The following is a 17000-nucleotide window of genomic DNA, read 5'->3' on the forward strand; positions in this document are numbered from 1 at the left end:
TCCTTTAGTGACATCTTAATTTTTGTAAGTATAAACGATCAATGGATTTCCACTAGCCATTTTTTGTAATTTCATTTTTAATTGTGTAATCATTTGTTTGTCTTCTATCGGCCCAAAATGAATTTCGTACCGACCGTCTCGATGATTTACTTGTGAATTGATATTATCAAGTGCCAAACGATTAACAATAGCGGTGGCTTGATTTTCACTGTGGAAATCCAACATTTTTAGTTTATAGCGTTCTTTTGATAGATTTTGCCTATTTACGAGTTTTTTTTCAATATTAGCTATGGCAAGTCGCTCTGAAGCGGCTTGAGTCCTCGCATGTTTGGCAAGCGTTTTTGTTCCTGCACCAGAAATCTTGCCATTTGCCGCCACATGTAATGCCTCAACCTTCACCTGCCCGACACCACGGGCAATTAAACCGATTTCCTTCGCCGCAGTATAGGAAAGATCAATAATGCGCTCCCGACTAAAAGGGCCGCGATCGTTAATACGCACAATGGTTTTCCTATTATTGCGTAAATTAGTAACTAAGGCATAAGAATTGAGTGGCAAGGTTTTATGTGCTGCCGTGTAGAGATTGGCATTATAAGGCTCTCCACTAGAAGTACGGCGCCCATGAAATTTACTATGATAATAGCTTGCTATTCCATTTTTTGAATATTCTTTGGCACTATTAGCATTGTGCGTAGTATAAGTTTTCCCGTTCACCGTATAACTTTTTGGTGACTTAATCGATGTTGTACGAGTTAGATTTGCCCCTTTAATCCCATATTGTTTCAAGGGATCATTCTGCGCTTGAACCGGTAAAACGGTGAAAGCCGTAATAAGCATAAGTGCGGTCGCTTTTACAAGCATTTTGAATTTCATAACATGAAGTTTCCAATAAATAAGCTGTATGTAAGAAAACTAAAATGCCAATTAGTTCCCATTGATAAACCTTGTGCGGTGGGTGTGGATTGACATAATTAATCCAAAACTTGCCATAATCGCCACATAAGAAGTGCCGCCATAACTAAATAATGGCAATGGCACTCCCACCACCGGCAAAATACCGCTCACCATACCAATATTGACGAATAAATACACGAAAAAAATTAACGTCGTCGCCCCCGCTAAAATTCTCCCAAAAGAGGTTTGTGCATTAACGGCAATCATTAAACCACGAACGATGATAAACATATAAATCGCAATTAAAATACCAAAACCCACCATGCCGTGTTCTTCACTCATCACGGCAAAAATAAAATCGGTATGAGGTTCAGGCAGAAATTCAAGTTGGGATTGGGTGCCTTGCATCCAACCTTTTCCCCAGATCCCCCCCGAACCGATAGCAATTTTCGATTGCAAAATATGATACCCCGCCCCGAGCGGGTCTTTTTCCGGATCGAGCAGGGTTAGAACCCGGGTACGCTGATAATCGTGCATTAAGTAAAGCCACATAATCGGAATAAAGCCAGCCAATCCGACGACAGCGGCAAGAATCAACCACCAATTCATCCCCGCAAGAAAAACAACGAATAAGCCTGAGGCACTCACTAAAATTGAGGTGCCAAGATCAGGCTGGATTGCTACCAACAACGTCGGCACAATAATCATCGCTATTGCAATAAAGGTTTCGCTTAATTTTGGCGGAAGCGGGCGGTTGCCTAAATAAACCGCCACCATTAAAGGCACCGCCAGTTTCACAATCTCGGAAGGTTGGAAACGAATAAAACCAAGATCCAACCAGCGTTGTGCGCCTTTACTGGTTGTCCCAATCGCATCCACCAAAATTAGCAATATTAAACCGATTAAATAAAGATAAGGCGCTATCCGCTGATAAAATTTAGGCGGAAGTTGAGCCATCACTAACATCACCGTAAACCCAAGGAAGACCTGAATAATACGATTTCTAAACATGATTTCACTGCCGCCCGAGGCACTATAAAGCACCAACATACCGTAACCGCTAATAGCAATTAGCCCCAGTAATAACCAAAAATCCAAATGTAACGGCTTCCATAAACGAAGCCAAATTGGTGTTTTTTCTTCCATTATTCCGCTCCGTTTTCCATTAATGAGGTGTTATTAACCGCTTGAGGCTTATCCGCATTTTCTTTTCGTTCTATTTCCGGTAAACGTTTATTTAAGTAATAATCCATAATTTTACGCACAACCGGTGCAGCATTACTTGAACCGCCGCCGGCATTTTCTAAAATAATCGCGACTACCATTCTAGGGTTTTCATAAGGGGCATAAGCGGTAAACCAAGCGTGATCATGAAGCTCTTTTTTTAAATCCGCCGCATTATACTTTTGGTTTTCTTTTAAGCTGAATACTTGCGCCGTACCGGATTTTCCGGCAACGTGGTAGTTTGCACCGCTAAAAGCCTTTCGCCCTGTTCCGGCAGCGGAATTCACCACATTAAACATGCCCCGCTTTGCCGCGTCCCAATAGGCTTGTTTCGGCTCGGTAATATCTTCATAAAGCCGTGGATCTTGATAAGGTTCAACCGTTGCGCCCTCAATAGATTTCATTAAATGAGGGGTATTTACTTTGCCGTTATTCACCAAAACAGCGGTCGCTTTTGCCACTTGTAACGGCGTGGATGTCCAATACCCCTGACCAATCCCCACAGAAATCGTATCCCCTTGTACCCATTGACGTTTATAGCGTTTTTGTTTCCACTCCCGAGTCGGCATATTGGCTGAGGCCTCTTCGTTTATCTCAATTCCTGTCGGCATTCCGAAACCAAAACGTTTCATCCACGATGATAAACGATCTATCCCTAGGTTATAAGCCACTTGATAAAAGTAAGTATCGGAAGATTCTGTAATCGCCTTATTTAAGTCGGTGTAGCCGTGCCCTGTTTTTTTCCAGTCACGAAAACGTTTTGTCGTATTTGGCAACATCCAATACCCCGGATCAAAAATTGTAGTGTTTTGATTAACTACATTTTCCGTTTGTGCCGCCACCGCAATAAACGGCTTCACTGTTGAGGCGGGCGGGTAAATTCCTTGTGTCGCACGGCTGTAAAGCGGGCGAGCGGGATCTTCCAATAACGCTTTATAATTGGCAGTGGAAATTCCGTCCACAAATAAATTATTGTCATAACTCGGCGTAGAAACCATTGCCAGCACGCTGCTATCTTTCGGATCAAGCACAACCACCGCACCGGTTTGTCCGGCAAGCAAATCCGTAATATAGCGTTGAAAGGCAAGATCGATAGTGAGATGAATACTTTTACCGGCCACCGCAGGTTGTTCACGTAATTTACGGATCACTTTCCCACGATTATTAATTTCCACTTCTTCAAAGCCTGTTGTGCCGTGTAATTGATCTTCGTAATAACGCTCAATGCCTAATTTTCCCATATCATGAGAGCCGGCATAATTGGCAAATTTCTCGTCTTTTTTTAGTTTTTCAACATCTTTATCGTTAATTTTACCCACATAACCGAGAATATGCGCCATCATATCGCCATATAAATAATTACGTTTAAAATAAGGGCGTACCTCAAGGCTTGGGAATTGATATTGGTTTACCGCAAAACGGGCAATTTGCTCTTCCGTTAAATTAGGTTTGAGCATAACAGATGTATAACGTGTGCCACGGCGGCGTTCTTTTTTGAAATTCTCAATATCTTCATCGGTTAAACCGACAACATAACGGAGTGCCTCAAAAGTGCGGTCTAAATTTTCAGTTTTTTCCGGCACAATGTATAAACCGAAAAAAGTCAGATTTTCAGCCAGCAATTCACCGTAGCGATCATAAATTAATCCACGGGTTGGCGGGACAGGCAGGAGTTTAATTCGATTGCCATTAGAGCGTGTTTGATAAGTATCAAAATTGATCACTTGAAGATGATAGATATTGGTAAATAGCACACCGGTGAGCGCAAGAATACCAATAAACGCCACCAATGTTCGGCGGGCAAACAGATTCCGCTCCGCTTTTTTATCACGAATCGGTTCATGTGTCGGGACTGCGAAAAATTTCTTTAAATTCATCTAAAATTGACCGCACTTTTACTCACGATGGTAAGGATGATTCGTTGTCAGCGACCAAGCTCGATATAAACTTTCCGCCACCACAATACGTACTAACGGATGGGGCAAAGTGAGAGGCGAAAGCGACCAACTCTGCTCTGCTGCGGCTTTACATTCCGATGAAAGTCCTTCCGGCCCGCCAATTAATAAACACACATCCCGTCCGTCATTTTTCCAAGCTTCTAATTGCTCGGCGAGTTGCGGTGTCGTCCAAGGTTTACCGGGAATATCAAGGGTAACGATTTTGCTTTTTCCACAAGCCACCAACATTGCCTTTCCCTCTTGCTCTAAAATACGTTTAATATCCGCATTTTTCCCCCGCTTTCCGGCCGGAATTTCAATTAATTCAAAGGGCATTTCTTTAGGAAAACGGCGTTGGTATTCTTCAAATCCGTTAATCACCCAAGCGGGCATTTTTGTCCCTACTGCAATTAATGTGATTTTCACGAGTACTCCTCTTTATCAAGCAAGATACGTCTCACAGGAAAATGACCGCACTTTACGCCCAAAGTTTCTCTAATTGATACATCTCACGTGCATCGTGTTGCATAATATGAACGATAGTTTGACCTAAATCCACCACGATCCAATCTGCCGTATTTTTACCCTCTTCACCAAAGGTTTCAACTCCGGCTTTCTTACATTCTGCAATTAAATTATCTGCCATTGCAGAAACCTGACGACTTGACGTACCGGTGCAAATTACCATATTTTCTGTGATGGAAGATTTTCCCCGCACATCAAAATGCACAATATCCGTACCTTTTAAATCGTCCAATTTATCCATTACAAATTCAACTAACGTCATTATTTTTCCTTACTAATAAAAACGTAAAATTCTACCATTGAATGAGAGGAAGGACTAGGCAGAGGAAAGAAAAAATCGGATAAAGATGAAAACGGTATTATCCAACAAACACTTAAAATAAAAAATTAATACAAAATGCAGGTATGTATGGCACACGTCTTAGAGACTATTACATATCTCCTCCCCCCCCACTAAAATGTCGGTTTTGTGCCACTGCGACATAATGTTGGGTGAAAACACATAAAAAAATAACCGCACTTTACCAAGTGCGGTCATAAAATTCGTTATTTTTTAGATAAGAAAGTTAAATTGCCCATCCGCCGGCATAGAAGACAACCAACGCAATAGCAATAAGTACCGTACCGAGATTTAAACGTTTAATATCGCCACTTACGATACGACCAATCACTAATGCGGCAAAACCAAGCATAATGCCGGTAACAATGTTGGCAGTGAGTACAATGAATACGGCACAAATTAACCCGCTCATCGCCCCGACAAAATCATCAAAATCTAATTTGCTTACATTGCTTAGCATTAATAATCCGACATACATTAGTGCCGGAGCGGTGGCATAAGTGGGAACCAAGAAAGCGAGAGGTTGGAAGAAAAGCATTAATAAAAATAACACCCCGACTACAATAGCGGTGATCCCGGTTTTACCACCTGCTGCGGTACCGGCTGCCGATTCAATATAGACCGCTGCCGGTGCCGTACCAAATAGCCCTGAGAATAAACTGCTGACGGAATCGGAAGTTAAGGCTTTCCCCCCATTGATGATTTGCCCGTCTTTATCTAATAAATCGGCTTGTCCTGCAACAGCACGTATTGTACCGGTCGCATCAAATACAGCGGTCATCACTAAAGCAAAAACAACAGGTAAAATAGCCGGTTGTAATACCCCCTGTAAATCTAATTGTAAAAATAAAGAATTTTCACCAAAAGTAGGCATTTTGAAGACTTCACCATTAAATTTTACGTTTGGGTCAAAAATTAAACCAATGATAGTAATAGCAATGATCACCCATAAGATCCCGCCTTTCACTTGCATTTTTTCTAAGCCAACGATAAATGCCAAACCAATTAATGACATCATGACCGGAAATGAGGTGAAATTGCCTAATTTCACCGGTAAACCTGCCTGATTACTCACGACCAATTCTACGCCATTTGCCGCAATTAAAAGTAAGAATAAACCGATACCGATCCCTGCACCATGAGCGATACTGGCAGGAAGATTACGTAGAATCCAAGCACGAATCCCCGTCGCTGAAATGAGAGTAAAGGCTACCCCCATTAGGAATACCGCCCCCAAAGCAACCGGAATAGAAACACCTTGACCAATCACCAAACTAAATGCGGTAAAGGCTGTGAGTGAAATAGCACAGCCAATCGCCATTGGTGCATTTGCCCATAAGCCGATTAAAATCGATCCTAAACCCGCCACTAAGCAAGTGGCAATAAATACGGATTCAGCGGGAAAACCGGCAGCACCGAGCATATTGGGTACCACAATCACAGAATACACCATAGCAAGAAATGTGGTTAAACCCGCAATAATTTCTTGGCGAATAGTTGAACCACGTTTTTGTAGTTCAAAGATTTTTTCTAAATTAGACATGTTGCCTCTAAAAAATAAGTCAGGATGAAAGGGCGCTATTCTACCGAAAGAATATAATATGTAAACGTTTGCGTGAGTAAAGTGCGGTCGTTTTTGAATGAAAATTTAGAGCGACAAAATCATCTAAAAACTGCTATACTTCCGCCGTTTTTAATTCTATTAAATAAGGAAAGACAATGGCTGATTTTAATCAAATCTTAACTCCGGGTGATGTTGATGCAGGGATTATCAACGTTGTAAATGAAATTCCAGAAGGCAGTTGCCACAAAATCGAATGGAACCGTAAAGTCGCGGCATTCCAATTAGATCGTGTCGAACCGGCAATTTTTGCAAAACCGACTAACTATGGTTTTATTCCACAAACATTAGATGAAGACGGCGACGAACTGGATGTGTTATTACTGACCCGCCAACCGCTGGCAACCGGTGTATTCCTTGAAGCTAAAGTAATTGGAGTGATGAAATTCGTGGATGACGGTGAAGTGGACGATAAAATTGTCTGTGTACCGGCAGATGATCGCGATACCGGCAACGCTTACAATAGCCTTGCGGATGTGCCGGCTCAATTAATCAAACAAATTGAATTCCATTTCAACAATTATAAAGCGTTGAAAAAACCGGGTAGTACAAAAGTGACACACTGGGGTGATGTTGAAGAGGCGAAAGAAGTAATTCGCGAATCAATCAAACGTTGGAATGAACGCTAATTTCCCATAGGCATATTAAAGGACTAACGCCAAGAAATTATTGGAATCAGTCCTAAAATTACTATCTGTTGAGGCAGCTTATCGGCTGCCTCTTCTTTATGGCGATTAATACATCCCTTCACGCTCTTCACGCGTGCTGATATAAATATTTTTTACTTGAGTATAAGCATCAAGCATCATTTTATGGGTTTCTCGACCGATACCGGATTGTTTATATCCCCCGAACGGTGTGCCTGCCGGTAAGCGGTTATAACAGTTCACCCAAACCCGTCCTGTTTCAAGTGCACGAGAAACACGCAAACAACGATTGATATTTTGACTCCATATACCGCCACCTAAACCGTATTCGCTGTCATTTGCCATTTTTATAACCTCTTCTTCGGTTTTAAATTTAATGACGGTTGCAACAGGTCCAAAAATTTCTTCCTGTGCAATTTGCGCTTGATTATTCGGAGCTTCAATCAATGTTGGGGCTACAAATTCGCCTTTATCTAAACCGGCCTCCTGTAAGCGTTTCCCTCCGGTAATAATGCGGCAGCCTTCCTGTTCTCCAATTTTGACATAGTTTAAAATCGTCTCTAATTGACCGCCATTGACTTGCGCGCCCATCTGGGTATCGTCTTCCCAAGGCAAACCAACTTTTACTTTTTTAAATTCTTCGGCTAATTCGGCGACGAACTTATCATAAATGCCTTCTTGAACAAAAATTCTAGAACCGGCACAACAAACTTGGCCTTGATTAAATAAAATACCTTTTTGCGCACCCTCTAATGCTTTATCAAACGGCATATCATCAAAGAAAATATTGGCGGATTTACCACCTAACTCAAGAGTTGCAGGGATTAACATTTCTGCTGCGGCAACAGCAACATTACGTCCAATAGCAGTGGAACCGGTGAACGCTAATTTATTAAATCCTTTGTGATGCAACATATATTCTCCGGATTTACTGCCTCGTCCGGTAATGATATTTAGCACGCCTTTTGGTAACAAATAATTAATTTTTTGAGCGAGAGATAACAGACTCAATGAAGTCGCACTAGACGGATGAATAACGATAGTACAGCCTGCTGCCAATGCAGGTGCGATTTTCCACGCAGCCATTAAAAATGGAAAATTCCACGGAATAATTTGTCCAACCACACCAATCGGTTCACGTAATACCAACGATAAATCTTCACTATCCAGTTGATTTGCCGAACCTTCTTCCGCACGAATCACACCGGCAAAATAACGAAAATGATCCGCCGCTAAAGGAATATCTGCAGCTCTCGTTTCTCTAATTGGTTTGCCGTTATCCAAAGTTTCTTGTAAAGCGAATAACTCGGCATTTTCATCAATAACATCGGCAATTTTATTTAATATCGCCGCCCGTTCGGTGACCGTCGTGTTTCGCCAAGTTTTAAACGCTTGTTGTGCCGCCATAACGGCCGCATCAACATCTGCATCCGTAGCATCAACAAATTTCGCAAGCGCTTCCCCGTTTGCAGGATTATAAGAGGCAAGTAGTGTGCCACCCATTTTCCATTCACCGTTAATTAATAAACCATATTCTGGATCAAAAACATTTAGATTTTTTGCCATATGCTACTCCTTTAATTGTCATTGCCAACAGGCTGTTTTTCAGCTCCTTTTATAGAGCCGAACGTATTACCGATATACACCGATAAAATTGAATAAAAAAGAATAACCCACTGCTAAACATTAAATAGTTATCTAAAACTCCGAAGCCAACATCAGCTCATCGCGTTTAATATGATAAAACGGAATTAAAATGTTATTCAGCCCAATATTTTTTCTTTGAGGTTTGTCCTATGCCCGGATTAAAACTATTGGTAGGATCTAATGCTTTATAGAATTTACGTAACTCCGGTTTCGCTTCATATAAATGCCCGACATTATGTTCGGCCGGATACTGAGCTCCCCGTTCATCAAGCAATTTCAACATTTCATGTTCCAGTTTTACGCAATCAACCCCTTTTTTGACGATGTAGTCTTGATGGAAAACATGACACATAAAGTGCCCGTAATACAGTTTATGGCTGATTTGCTTATCTATCTCGCCCGGAAGCTGTTCAAACCACGATTGATCATTACGACGTAATGCAACATCAAGGGCGACAATATCTTCAACTTCTTTCTCATGAATTGCACGATAGCGTACGGCGGCTGAAGCAACGGCAAAACGGTGTAGCATGGCAGCCTGTGTTTCTACCGCATTGCATTCAAAATATCCGCCTTTTTGACTATCGCGAAAATAATCTTTTAAGAAGATACGGGCTTCATTCACGCCCTGCCCTCCCATTTTAATAATTAAATGATGTTCGTAACGCTCCCGATACTGCCATAAACTTTTCGGTAAGTGTTCCGGTAACACTTTTGAAATCAACTGTAAAAATTTATCGCTTAAATGGTGTGGTAAAAATGAAACTTTCTTACTTAGGCGATCAACATTCGCTTTTAAGGCAAATAACTTAGGCAGCCAATGCGTGCCAAATTTTTTGATAACCAAAAACGTATCTTTTCCATAACGGGCGGCAACATCAAAGGCATCTCTATGAATATATTCACCCGAAATCGGTAACTGTTCAAAATTTGCTAACATTTGACGACGAATATCATTAAGAACATCGGTTTGATTAGTGCCAATGTAAAAAACCGCTGTTTCACTTTCTAGTGGGAAAGTATCTAGACGGACAGCAAAAATCGCTAATTTACCCGCACTACCGGAGGCTTCATAATGACGGGCAGGGTCTGCGTTAAAACGGGCCGGTGAGTTTTCATCAATTTGACGAACATGATTACAATAGCGGTGATCATGCCCTTTTCCGCAATCCTGAGTAATATCTTTTTGTTGATAATGATGCCCTTGCAAATTAGTTAAAATTTCTTCCGGTGTACTACCTAAATCAATGCCAAGATGATTTTTTAGTTCCAATTCGCCCTGTTCATTTAACTGAGCGTAAAGTGCCATTTCCGTATAAGCCGGCCCACGTTGAACCAATGCACCGCCCGAATTATTACAAATGCCTCCGATAACGGAAGCGCCAATGCAAGAAGAACCAATCACCGAATGAGGCTCACGCCCGTGAGGTTTCAATTTATTTTCTAAGTCATTTAAAGTCGAACCCGGCAAACAAACTACCTGAGAGGCATTATTAATCAATTGAATACCATCAATTCTCATGGCATTGATGATGACGATTTCACGATCATAATCATTGCCGTTTGGGGTTGAACCGCCGGTTAATCCCGTATTGGCAGCTTGGTTAATAATAATCACATCCTGCGCGACACAAACTTTCAACACCTGCCAAAATTCAAGTAAGGTTGCAGGTTTAACGACGGCGAATGCATTTCCCGAACCAAAACGGTAGCCGCTACGATAAGCTTCCGTTTTTGAAGGATCGGTGATGATATATTGACTTCCTACAATTTTTGTCAGTTGAGAAATAAGTTGATTCATAGCTATTTGTAACACTCATGTTAAAGAATTATTTCTATTTTATATACTTCAACAAGAAATTATGCCAGTGCCAAAAGGTCGTTTTGTGACAAATATCACATAAAAGTGCGGTCAAAATAGATCCGTTTTTTGAGATGAAATAGTGCTATAATCGGCAACAATTCCAAGTCTATGAAAAGGAGTCAAAGATGGCAATTTTAGTCACCGGCGGTGCCGGCTATATCGGTTCGCATACGGTTGTCGAATTATTAAATGCAGGCAAAGAAGTGGTCGTATTAGACAATCTTTGTAATTCATCACCTAAATCCCTTGAGCGTGTAAAACAAATCACAGGTAAAACAGCCAAGTTTTATGAAGGCGATATTTTAGATCGAGCATTGCTGCAAAAAATCTTTGCCGAAAACACCATTCATTCAGTGATTCACTTTGCCGGCTTAAAGGCAGTGGGTGAAAGCGTACAAAAACCGGCAGAGTACTACATGAACAATGTGGCCGGTACGGTTGTATTGCTGCAAGAAATGAAAAAAGCGGGAGTATGGAATTTTGTGTTTAGTTCTTCCGCTACCGTGTATGGCGATCCCCAAATTATTCCCATTACCGAAGATTGTGAAGTGGGCGGCACAACCAATCCTTACGGCACGTCAAAATATATGGTTGAGCAAATTTTACGTGATGTAGTCAAAGCAGAACCTCAGTTTAGTATGACGATTTTGCGTTATTTCAATCCCGTAGGGGCACATTCAAGCGGTTTAATCGGCGAAGATCCGAATGGCATTCCAAATAACCTATTACCTTATATCAGCCAAGTGGCGATCGGTAAACTCGCACAGCTTTCCGTTTTCGGTAGCGACTACGATACTCACGACGGCACGGGGGTACGTGATTACATTCACGTGGTTGATTTAGCGATTGGGCATTTAAAAGCGCTTCAACGCCACGAAGATGATGCAGGTTTACATATTTATAATCTCGGAACGGGGCACGGCTATTCCGTATTGGATATGGTGAAAGCCTTTGAAAGTGCCAACAATATTAAAATTCCTTACCAATTAGCGGAGCGTCGTCCTGGTGATATTGCCACTTGTTATTCAGATCCAAATTTAGCGCAGAAAGAATTAGGCTGGACTGCCGAACGTGGGCTTGAACAAATGATGAAAGATACGTGGAATTGGCAGAAAAATAATCCGCAAGGGTACAAAGACTAATTTTCCGTTTTTAAATATCATCTTATGGTGACACGGGTAAAGAAACTCGTGTCGCCAAAATTATTACTAAAATGAACCGCACTTTATGCCGAATTCTCTGCTTTCACAAATTTTTACACGTAAAATGTTAATTTGCGTGTTCACCGGTTTCAGTTCCGGTTTACCTTTATTTGTCTTATTGCAAATGTTACCCGTATGGCTAACGGACAAGCAGCTTTCTGTCGAATTAATCGGAGCGGTGACCGGTGTCATGCTACCTTATGGGTTAAAATTTTTATGGGCTCCCTTGTTAGATCGCTATTTCCCAAGTTTTTTAGGCCGCCGCCGCAGTTGGCTTCTTATTTCGCAAGTTATCTTACTTGTCTTACTTTATGCTATCAGCCTTTTTGATCCTATCTCTCAATTAAGTATTGTTGCCAACATTGCTTTATTAATTGCATTTTTTTCAGCCACACAGGATATCGTGCTTGATGCCTATCGCCGTGAGATTTTAAGTGATCACGAGCTTGGTTTGGGTAATACCCTTCATATTAACGCCTATCGAATTGCAGGTTTAATTCCCGGTGGGCTTTCCCTTTATCTTGCCACTATTTACCCATGGGAAACCGTCTTTTTATGGACCGCACTTTGTATGTTGGCGGGGATTTTTATGACATTATTTATCGCCAAAGAACCCCAACAGAACGTCCCTAAAAATAATAACCACCCGTTCTATCAAGCATTTTGGATTCCTCTACAAGAATTTTTCCAACGTAAAGGAATTGCACAAGCCATCGGTTTTTTACTATTTTTATTTCTATACAAATTTGGCGATTCTTTTGCCACTACACTGCAAACCAAATTTATCTACGATATGGGATTCAGCAAAAAAGATATTGCTCTAGTGGTTAAAACAACCTCTCTTTGGGCTGGCGTCTTATCGGGGCTTGTCGGCGGTATAATAATGTTGAAACTAGGAATTAATCGGGCATTATGGTTATTCGGTTTCGTGCAAATGATCACTATCAGCGGATTTATTTGGTTAGCCAACTTCGGGCATTTTGACTACATCACATCCGCCGAATTATGGAAATTAGGTGTCGTCATTGCCGCAGAATATGTCGGTGTCGGTCTTGGCACCGCTGCCTTTGTTGCGTTTATGGCTCGTGAAACCAATCCGCTTTATACAGCGACCCAACTTGCCCTTTTCACTAGTCTTTCAGCCTTACCAAGTAAAGGATTAGGAATGCTTTCGGGCTATGCTGTCAGCGCGGTAGGATATTATCATTATTTTTGGATTTGCTTATTTTTGGCAATACCGGGCATGATTTGTTTGTTTTGGGTTGCACCTTGGAATGCAAAGCAATAAAAAGTTTGTATTGTTTTAAAAAATGTAATTAAATCTCTCATCAATACGCATGGCTTTCACCATGCGTAAATTAATTGTTAATCAATACCTGCCATTTTCTTATTAAGGGCAGACATTGTTTTTGACACGCCCCAAATCCCCAAGAAACCAATAGGAATAAAGGGAATAAAACTAATAATTAGGACAATCAACTGCCATTTTTTCTGTGTCATAGTAAATGCGATTGCGCAGAAAATACCGACTAACCAAGGGATAACGATAAAGGCAATAATTACTTCAATATCAAAATATTGGGAGTATTCATCAATAGTAAGAAGATTTAGAGCAATATTGATAAAAAGGCTTATCCATACGGCAGCGTGTAATTTAATGGCTGAGTTCATCTGTTTTTTCCTCTTTAATGTGGTGATTGATTGACATTAACTCTTTTACCAGTTCCTCCTGTTGTTCTTTTTGTACCATATTTAGCACCAACCTTTCCTTTTTATTGGTTTTCAGATGAAAGATTAGATTGCCTTTTTTATTTTCAACGGACTGAATATCATCGTATTTGATGTATTTGGTTGAGCTTAGCGGGGAGGATTTTATTTGAATATGGTTGTTCATTAGTGAAATGATCGGTTTATTGACGATACTAAGCTGTAAAATACCCAAAATAGTATTTATCAATCCAAAGAATAAAAACATCGGTTGATTTATCAATCCGAAGAAAATTAACAATATTCCACTAGCAAATGTTATCCACATATTTAATTTAACTAGTAAAGAACGAGAGAAATGTTTTTCCGATAAATTCTGCATAAAACTCCAAAGGTGAAAGTGACTTGAATGTGATGAAGTATAGCACGATAAAATGTAAAAATATTGTATCAAATCAACGGATTAATTCTTGATAATAACTTTAATCAAAAATTGTTGATTTTTTCATTAAATGTTACAAAAAATTTGACCTCACTTCGCTTTATCAGTATCTTAATCGGGTTTATTTAGTCACGGAGATTTCTATGAAAATTATTCTTTTAGGCGCACCGGGTGCAGGCAAAGGCACACAAGCGCAATTTATTATGAAAAAATTTGGCATTCCACAAATTTCAACGGGCGATATGTTTCGCGCGGCAATCAAAGCCGGAACAGAATTAGGTAAACAAGCAAAAGCGCTAATGGATGAAGGAAAATTAGTACCCGATGAATTAACCGTAGCATTAGTAAAAGATCGCATTGCCCAGCCCGATTGCGCAAACGGTTTCTTATTAGACGGTTTCCCTCGCACCATTCCACAAGCCGATGCGTTAAAAGAATCAGGTGTGAAAATTGATTATGTTTTAGAATTTGATGTACCTGATGAAGTGATTGTGGAACGTATGAGCGGTCGTCGCGTACACCAAGCCTCCGGTCGTTCTTACCACATTGTTTATAATCCGCCGAAAGTGGAAGGCAAAGATGATATTACCGGTGAAGATCTCATCATCCGTGCAGATGATAAACCGGAAACCGTATTGGATCGCTTAGCGGTTTATCACAAACAGACCCAACCATTAGTGGATTATTATCAAGCAGAAGCGAAAGCGGGTAACACACAATATTTCCGCTTAGACGGCACACAAAAAGTAGAAGCCGTCAGCCAAGAATTAGATCAAATCTTAGGCTAAAACAAATGCAAAATCGACCGCACTTTTTCGACAAAGTGCGGTCTTTTTTAACAATATTTTTGCCTCGTTATTTTTCCGTTTTGGAGACAACATGATTAAAAAAACAAAAATTACACTTTCCCTTTCCGCTTTGATTGTGGTATCGGGCATCGGTGCACAGATTTATACTAATCACAAAGTGGATCAAGTCTTACAAAACTTTCCCTATTCCCTTGATAATCAAGCGAAATTACTAGTCTCTCAAACAAGTAAAAACATTTTTACCCGCCACTTAACGTTTAGTCTGCAAAATAACGATAACGAAAAAACCGATCTCATTACCAGCAAACTGACAACGCTGCCTTTTTTCATCACGGCTGAATCGAATTTATCGGAGAAATTCGTTCGACAATTAAACAAAACTTTAAATATCACCATTGATAAAAATACGATTAACACAAAATTTTCACCGATCGGTGATTATTTTTCGTCTGATATTTTGACGGAGTTTCGAGACTTCGCCAATAAATCGCAACAAAGCACGATCTCATTAAATTTCCGAGAAAATAAAGAAATTGATTTAAATGCCAATTTGACCGGTTTTAACTATGACAACGACAGCAAATTAAAAAAACTTGAGGGGAAATTTCATCTTATTCCTGTAACGCCAAGTCAATATGATTTAACACATATCGAATTAACCGCTGAAAATGCCGAGCTAGCACTATTAAATGGTGAAAATACACGCTTACAATTAAAAAATACCACCTATAAATTTAATAAAAACAAAGAGAATAATACAGAAAAACGTGATTTAACCACAAAGCTAAGTAGTGATATTTTACGTATCTCTAATAAAAACCGTACCACAGAAGAAAGCCAAACAACATTTGGGGGTTTAAATATCAGTTTGAATCAACAAGGCGTCCCAAGTGCGGTCAATTTTTATAATGAATTTAAAAAACTTAGTACGGGCGATCAAAATATTAGAAATGGGGTGGATTTATTAATCGCTATATTAACTAAAAATGATTATTTTGACAGTAAGGTTTCTGTTATTTCAGTTAATGCACCGAAAAAGCAAAAACCTTATTTTAATTTACAAAATGGTAATATAGCATTGAAATTAGATAATACGGATCTCACTAAAAGCAACGCCAATTTTGAACTCTTAGTGGGGAGTGTTAAACAAACACCGGAAGATAATGCCCAAAAATGGGATGCTAAAGATGGAAAACTTAGTGTTCAATTAAAAGACTATAATATTGCAAATGAGTTGAGTCTTATTCCATTCTTTTTGGAAACGCTTACTGTAAAGTCTCCGCCATCTAAAGATAATAAAGATTTCCTTCATTTAAAAGACAAATGGGTGAGGGAGTTTAAGGAAAATTCGAACATTGATTTTTCACTGCATAGTTTAAATCTATTTGAAAATAAAATAACTGCTCTTACATTTAATAATAAATCTAGGTCAGAAAGTGATCAATATAGTACAAGTTTTACACTAAATACAAAAAAAATCAGTGTACCGGAACAAAGTATGCAAATTGAGGATTTGTCGATTTCAATTCCACTAAAGCTTAATGACCCTCGTTCGTATTGGTCTTCAGCATTTTGTTTAGGAGCTTATGAGACGCTTTGTCAGACTTATTTAACAACAGCGACACAAGAAAAATATTTGAATAACGCATGGTCGGATCTAAATTTTATTTTAGATCATACCAATGTTACCTTTAATCTCAACACATCGCCCGAAACGAAAGCCTATCCGGTAAAATTTGAAGCCAATGGTATGATGACTAAAGCACCGGAAGATGCGAAATCATCTCAGGATTGGTCTTTCCTAGATAGAACAGAAGGTTTATTAAGGATTTCCTTTGATAAAAGGTTAGTTGAAATTCAGGATGAAAAAACAAGTAAGATTAAAGAACAAAGCTTATTTTGGAATATGATTCAAAGTGAAATTAAACCATATGATACTATTCTTCCTGCTTTTGTAGCAGAAGGTGAGAATTATGTGGCTAAGTTTGAAAAAAATGACAATGGCTATTTCATTAACGGCAAATCTTTTGAGGAGATAGAAGAAGAAAGTTCATCAGAGAAATAATAAAAAAATGCCCACGGACGGTATGGTGGGTATTTTTTTATCGTTAATGAAAAACACTCCAAAATCTGACCGCACT

At 39.8% G+C, this 17000-nt stretch carries 15 protein-coding genes; 5 read left to right on the top strand and 10 right to left on the bottom strand.

What is annotated here, in order from left to right; translation table 11 throughout:
* Window positions 1-15: 15 nt before the first annotated feature.
* From PNEUHYL_RS09315 to PNEUHYL_RS09340, 6 genes are all read right to left on the bottom strand, one after another.
* Complete coding sequence (locus PNEUHYL_RS09315; RefSeq protein WP_059367520.1) at window positions 16-873, bottom strand: septal ring lytic transglycosylase RlpA family protein; 858 nt, start codon at window positions 871-873, stop codon at window positions 16-18.
* 51 nt (window positions 874-924) lie between these two features.
* On the bottom strand, window positions 925-2040 hold the full coding sequence (gene rodA / locus PNEUHYL_RS09320) for a rod shape-determining protein RodA (protein WP_059367525.1): 1116 nt from the start codon (window positions 2038-2040) through the stop codon (window positions 925-927).
* On the bottom strand, window positions 2040-3995 hold the full coding sequence (gene mrdA, locus PNEUHYL_RS09325; RefSeq protein ID WP_059367528.1) for a penicillin-binding protein 2: 1956 nt from the start codon (window positions 3993-3995) through the stop codon (window positions 2040-2042). Before mrdA ends, rodA begins: the two co-directional genes overlap by 1 nt.
* An 18-nt stretch (window positions 3996-4013) precedes the next feature.
* A complete protein-coding gene (gene rlmH / locus PNEUHYL_RS09330; RefSeq protein ID WP_059367533.1) occupies window positions 4014-4481 on the bottom strand; it encodes a 23S rRNA (pseudouridine(1915)-N(3))-methyltransferase RlmH in 468 nt (155 codons plus the stop codon).
* A 52-nt stretch (window positions 4482-4533) separates the two neighbouring features.
* Complete coding sequence (rsfS, locus tag PNEUHYL_RS09335) at window positions 4534-4842, bottom strand: ribosome silencing factor (protein WP_059367536.1); 309 nt, start codon at window positions 4840-4842, stop codon at window positions 4534-4536.
* A 304-nt stretch (window positions 4843-5146) separates the two neighbouring features.
* Complete coding sequence (locus PNEUHYL_RS09340; RefSeq protein ID WP_059367538.1) at window positions 5147-6463, bottom strand: NCS2 family permease; 1317 nt, start codon at window positions 6461-6463, stop codon at window positions 5147-5149.
* Window positions 6464-6639: 176 nt separating this feature from the next.
* Between PNEUHYL_RS09340 and PNEUHYL_RS09345 the strand changes: the two genes are divergently transcribed.
* Window positions 6640-7170, top strand: coding sequence for an inorganic diphosphatase (locus PNEUHYL_RS09345; protein ID WP_005695476.1), 531 nt, complete (start codon window positions 6640-6642; stop codon window positions 7168-7170).
* A gap of 105 nt (window positions 7171-7275) precedes the next feature.
* Here PNEUHYL_RS09345 and PNEUHYL_RS09350 read toward each other — a convergent pair whose 3' ends face one another.
* The gene (locus PNEUHYL_RS09350; protein ID WP_059367541.1) at window positions 7276-8754 is read right to left on the bottom strand and encodes an aldehyde dehydrogenase family protein; all 1479 of its coding nucleotides are present in this window, start codon (window positions 8752-8754) and stop codon (window positions 7276-7278) included.
* Between the two features lie 193 nt (window positions 8755-8947).
* Window positions 8948-10642 (bottom strand): D-lactate dehydrogenase, encoded by a 1695-nt coding sequence (dld, locus tag PNEUHYL_RS09355; protein WP_059368857.1) that lies wholly within the window; start codon window positions 10640-10642, stop codon window positions 8948-8950.
* Window positions 10643-10824: 182 nt separating this feature from the next.
* On the opposite strand from dld, the gene galE reads away from it, so the two are divergent.
* Together galE and PNEUHYL_RS09365 are read left to right on the top strand one after the other, a co-directional pair.
* Window positions 10825-11841, top strand: a complete 1017-nt coding sequence (gene galE / locus PNEUHYL_RS09360) for a UDP-glucose 4-epimerase GalE (RefSeq protein ID WP_059367543.1) — start codon at window positions 10825-10827, stop codon at window positions 11839-11841.
* A gap of 85 nt (window positions 11842-11926) precedes the next feature.
* The gene (locus tag PNEUHYL_RS09365; protein WP_059367546.1) at window positions 11927-13189 is read left to right on the top strand and encodes an MFS transporter; all 1263 of its coding nucleotides are present in this window, start codon (window positions 11927-11929) and stop codon (window positions 13187-13189) included.
* 77 nt (window positions 13190-13266) lie between these two features.
* Here PNEUHYL_RS09365 and PNEUHYL_RS09370 read toward each other — a convergent pair whose 3' ends face one another.
* Together PNEUHYL_RS09370 and PNEUHYL_RS09375 are read right to left on the bottom strand one after the other, a co-directional pair.
* Window positions 13267-13572 (bottom strand): hypothetical protein, encoded by a 306-nt coding sequence (locus PNEUHYL_RS09370; protein ID WP_059367551.1) that lies wholly within the window; start codon window positions 13570-13572, stop codon window positions 13267-13269.
* Entirely contained in the window at window positions 13556-13990 is a 435-nt protein-coding gene (locus PNEUHYL_RS09375; protein ID WP_059367555.1) for a hypothetical protein, read from the bottom strand. The genes PNEUHYL_RS09370 and PNEUHYL_RS09375 overlap by 17 nt, the downstream gene beginning before the upstream one ends.
* A 203-nt stretch (window positions 13991-14193) precedes the next feature.
* Between PNEUHYL_RS09375 and adk the strand changes: the two genes are divergently transcribed.
* Both adk and PNEUHYL_RS09385 read left to right on the top strand, forming a co-directional pair.
* Window positions 14194-14838: an adenylate kinase gene (gene adk / locus PNEUHYL_RS09380; protein ID WP_059367557.1), complete on the top strand. Its 645-nt coding sequence runs from the start codon at window positions 14194-14196 to the stop codon at window positions 14836-14838.
* 478 nt (window positions 14839-15316) lie between these two features.
* Window positions 15317-16924 carry a hypothetical protein gene (locus PNEUHYL_RS09385; RefSeq protein ID WP_239690323.1) on the top strand — a complete coding sequence of 536 codons (1608 nt, stop codon included), beginning with the start codon at window positions 15317-15319 and terminating at the stop codon, window positions 16922-16924.
* Window positions 16925-17000: the final 76 nt, after the last annotated feature.

It is taken from the genome of Rodentibacter caecimuris (genome assembly GCF_001019715.1).
GTDB lineage: Bacteria > Pseudomonadota > Gammaproteobacteria > Enterobacterales > Pasteurellaceae > Rodentibacter > Rodentibacter caecimuris.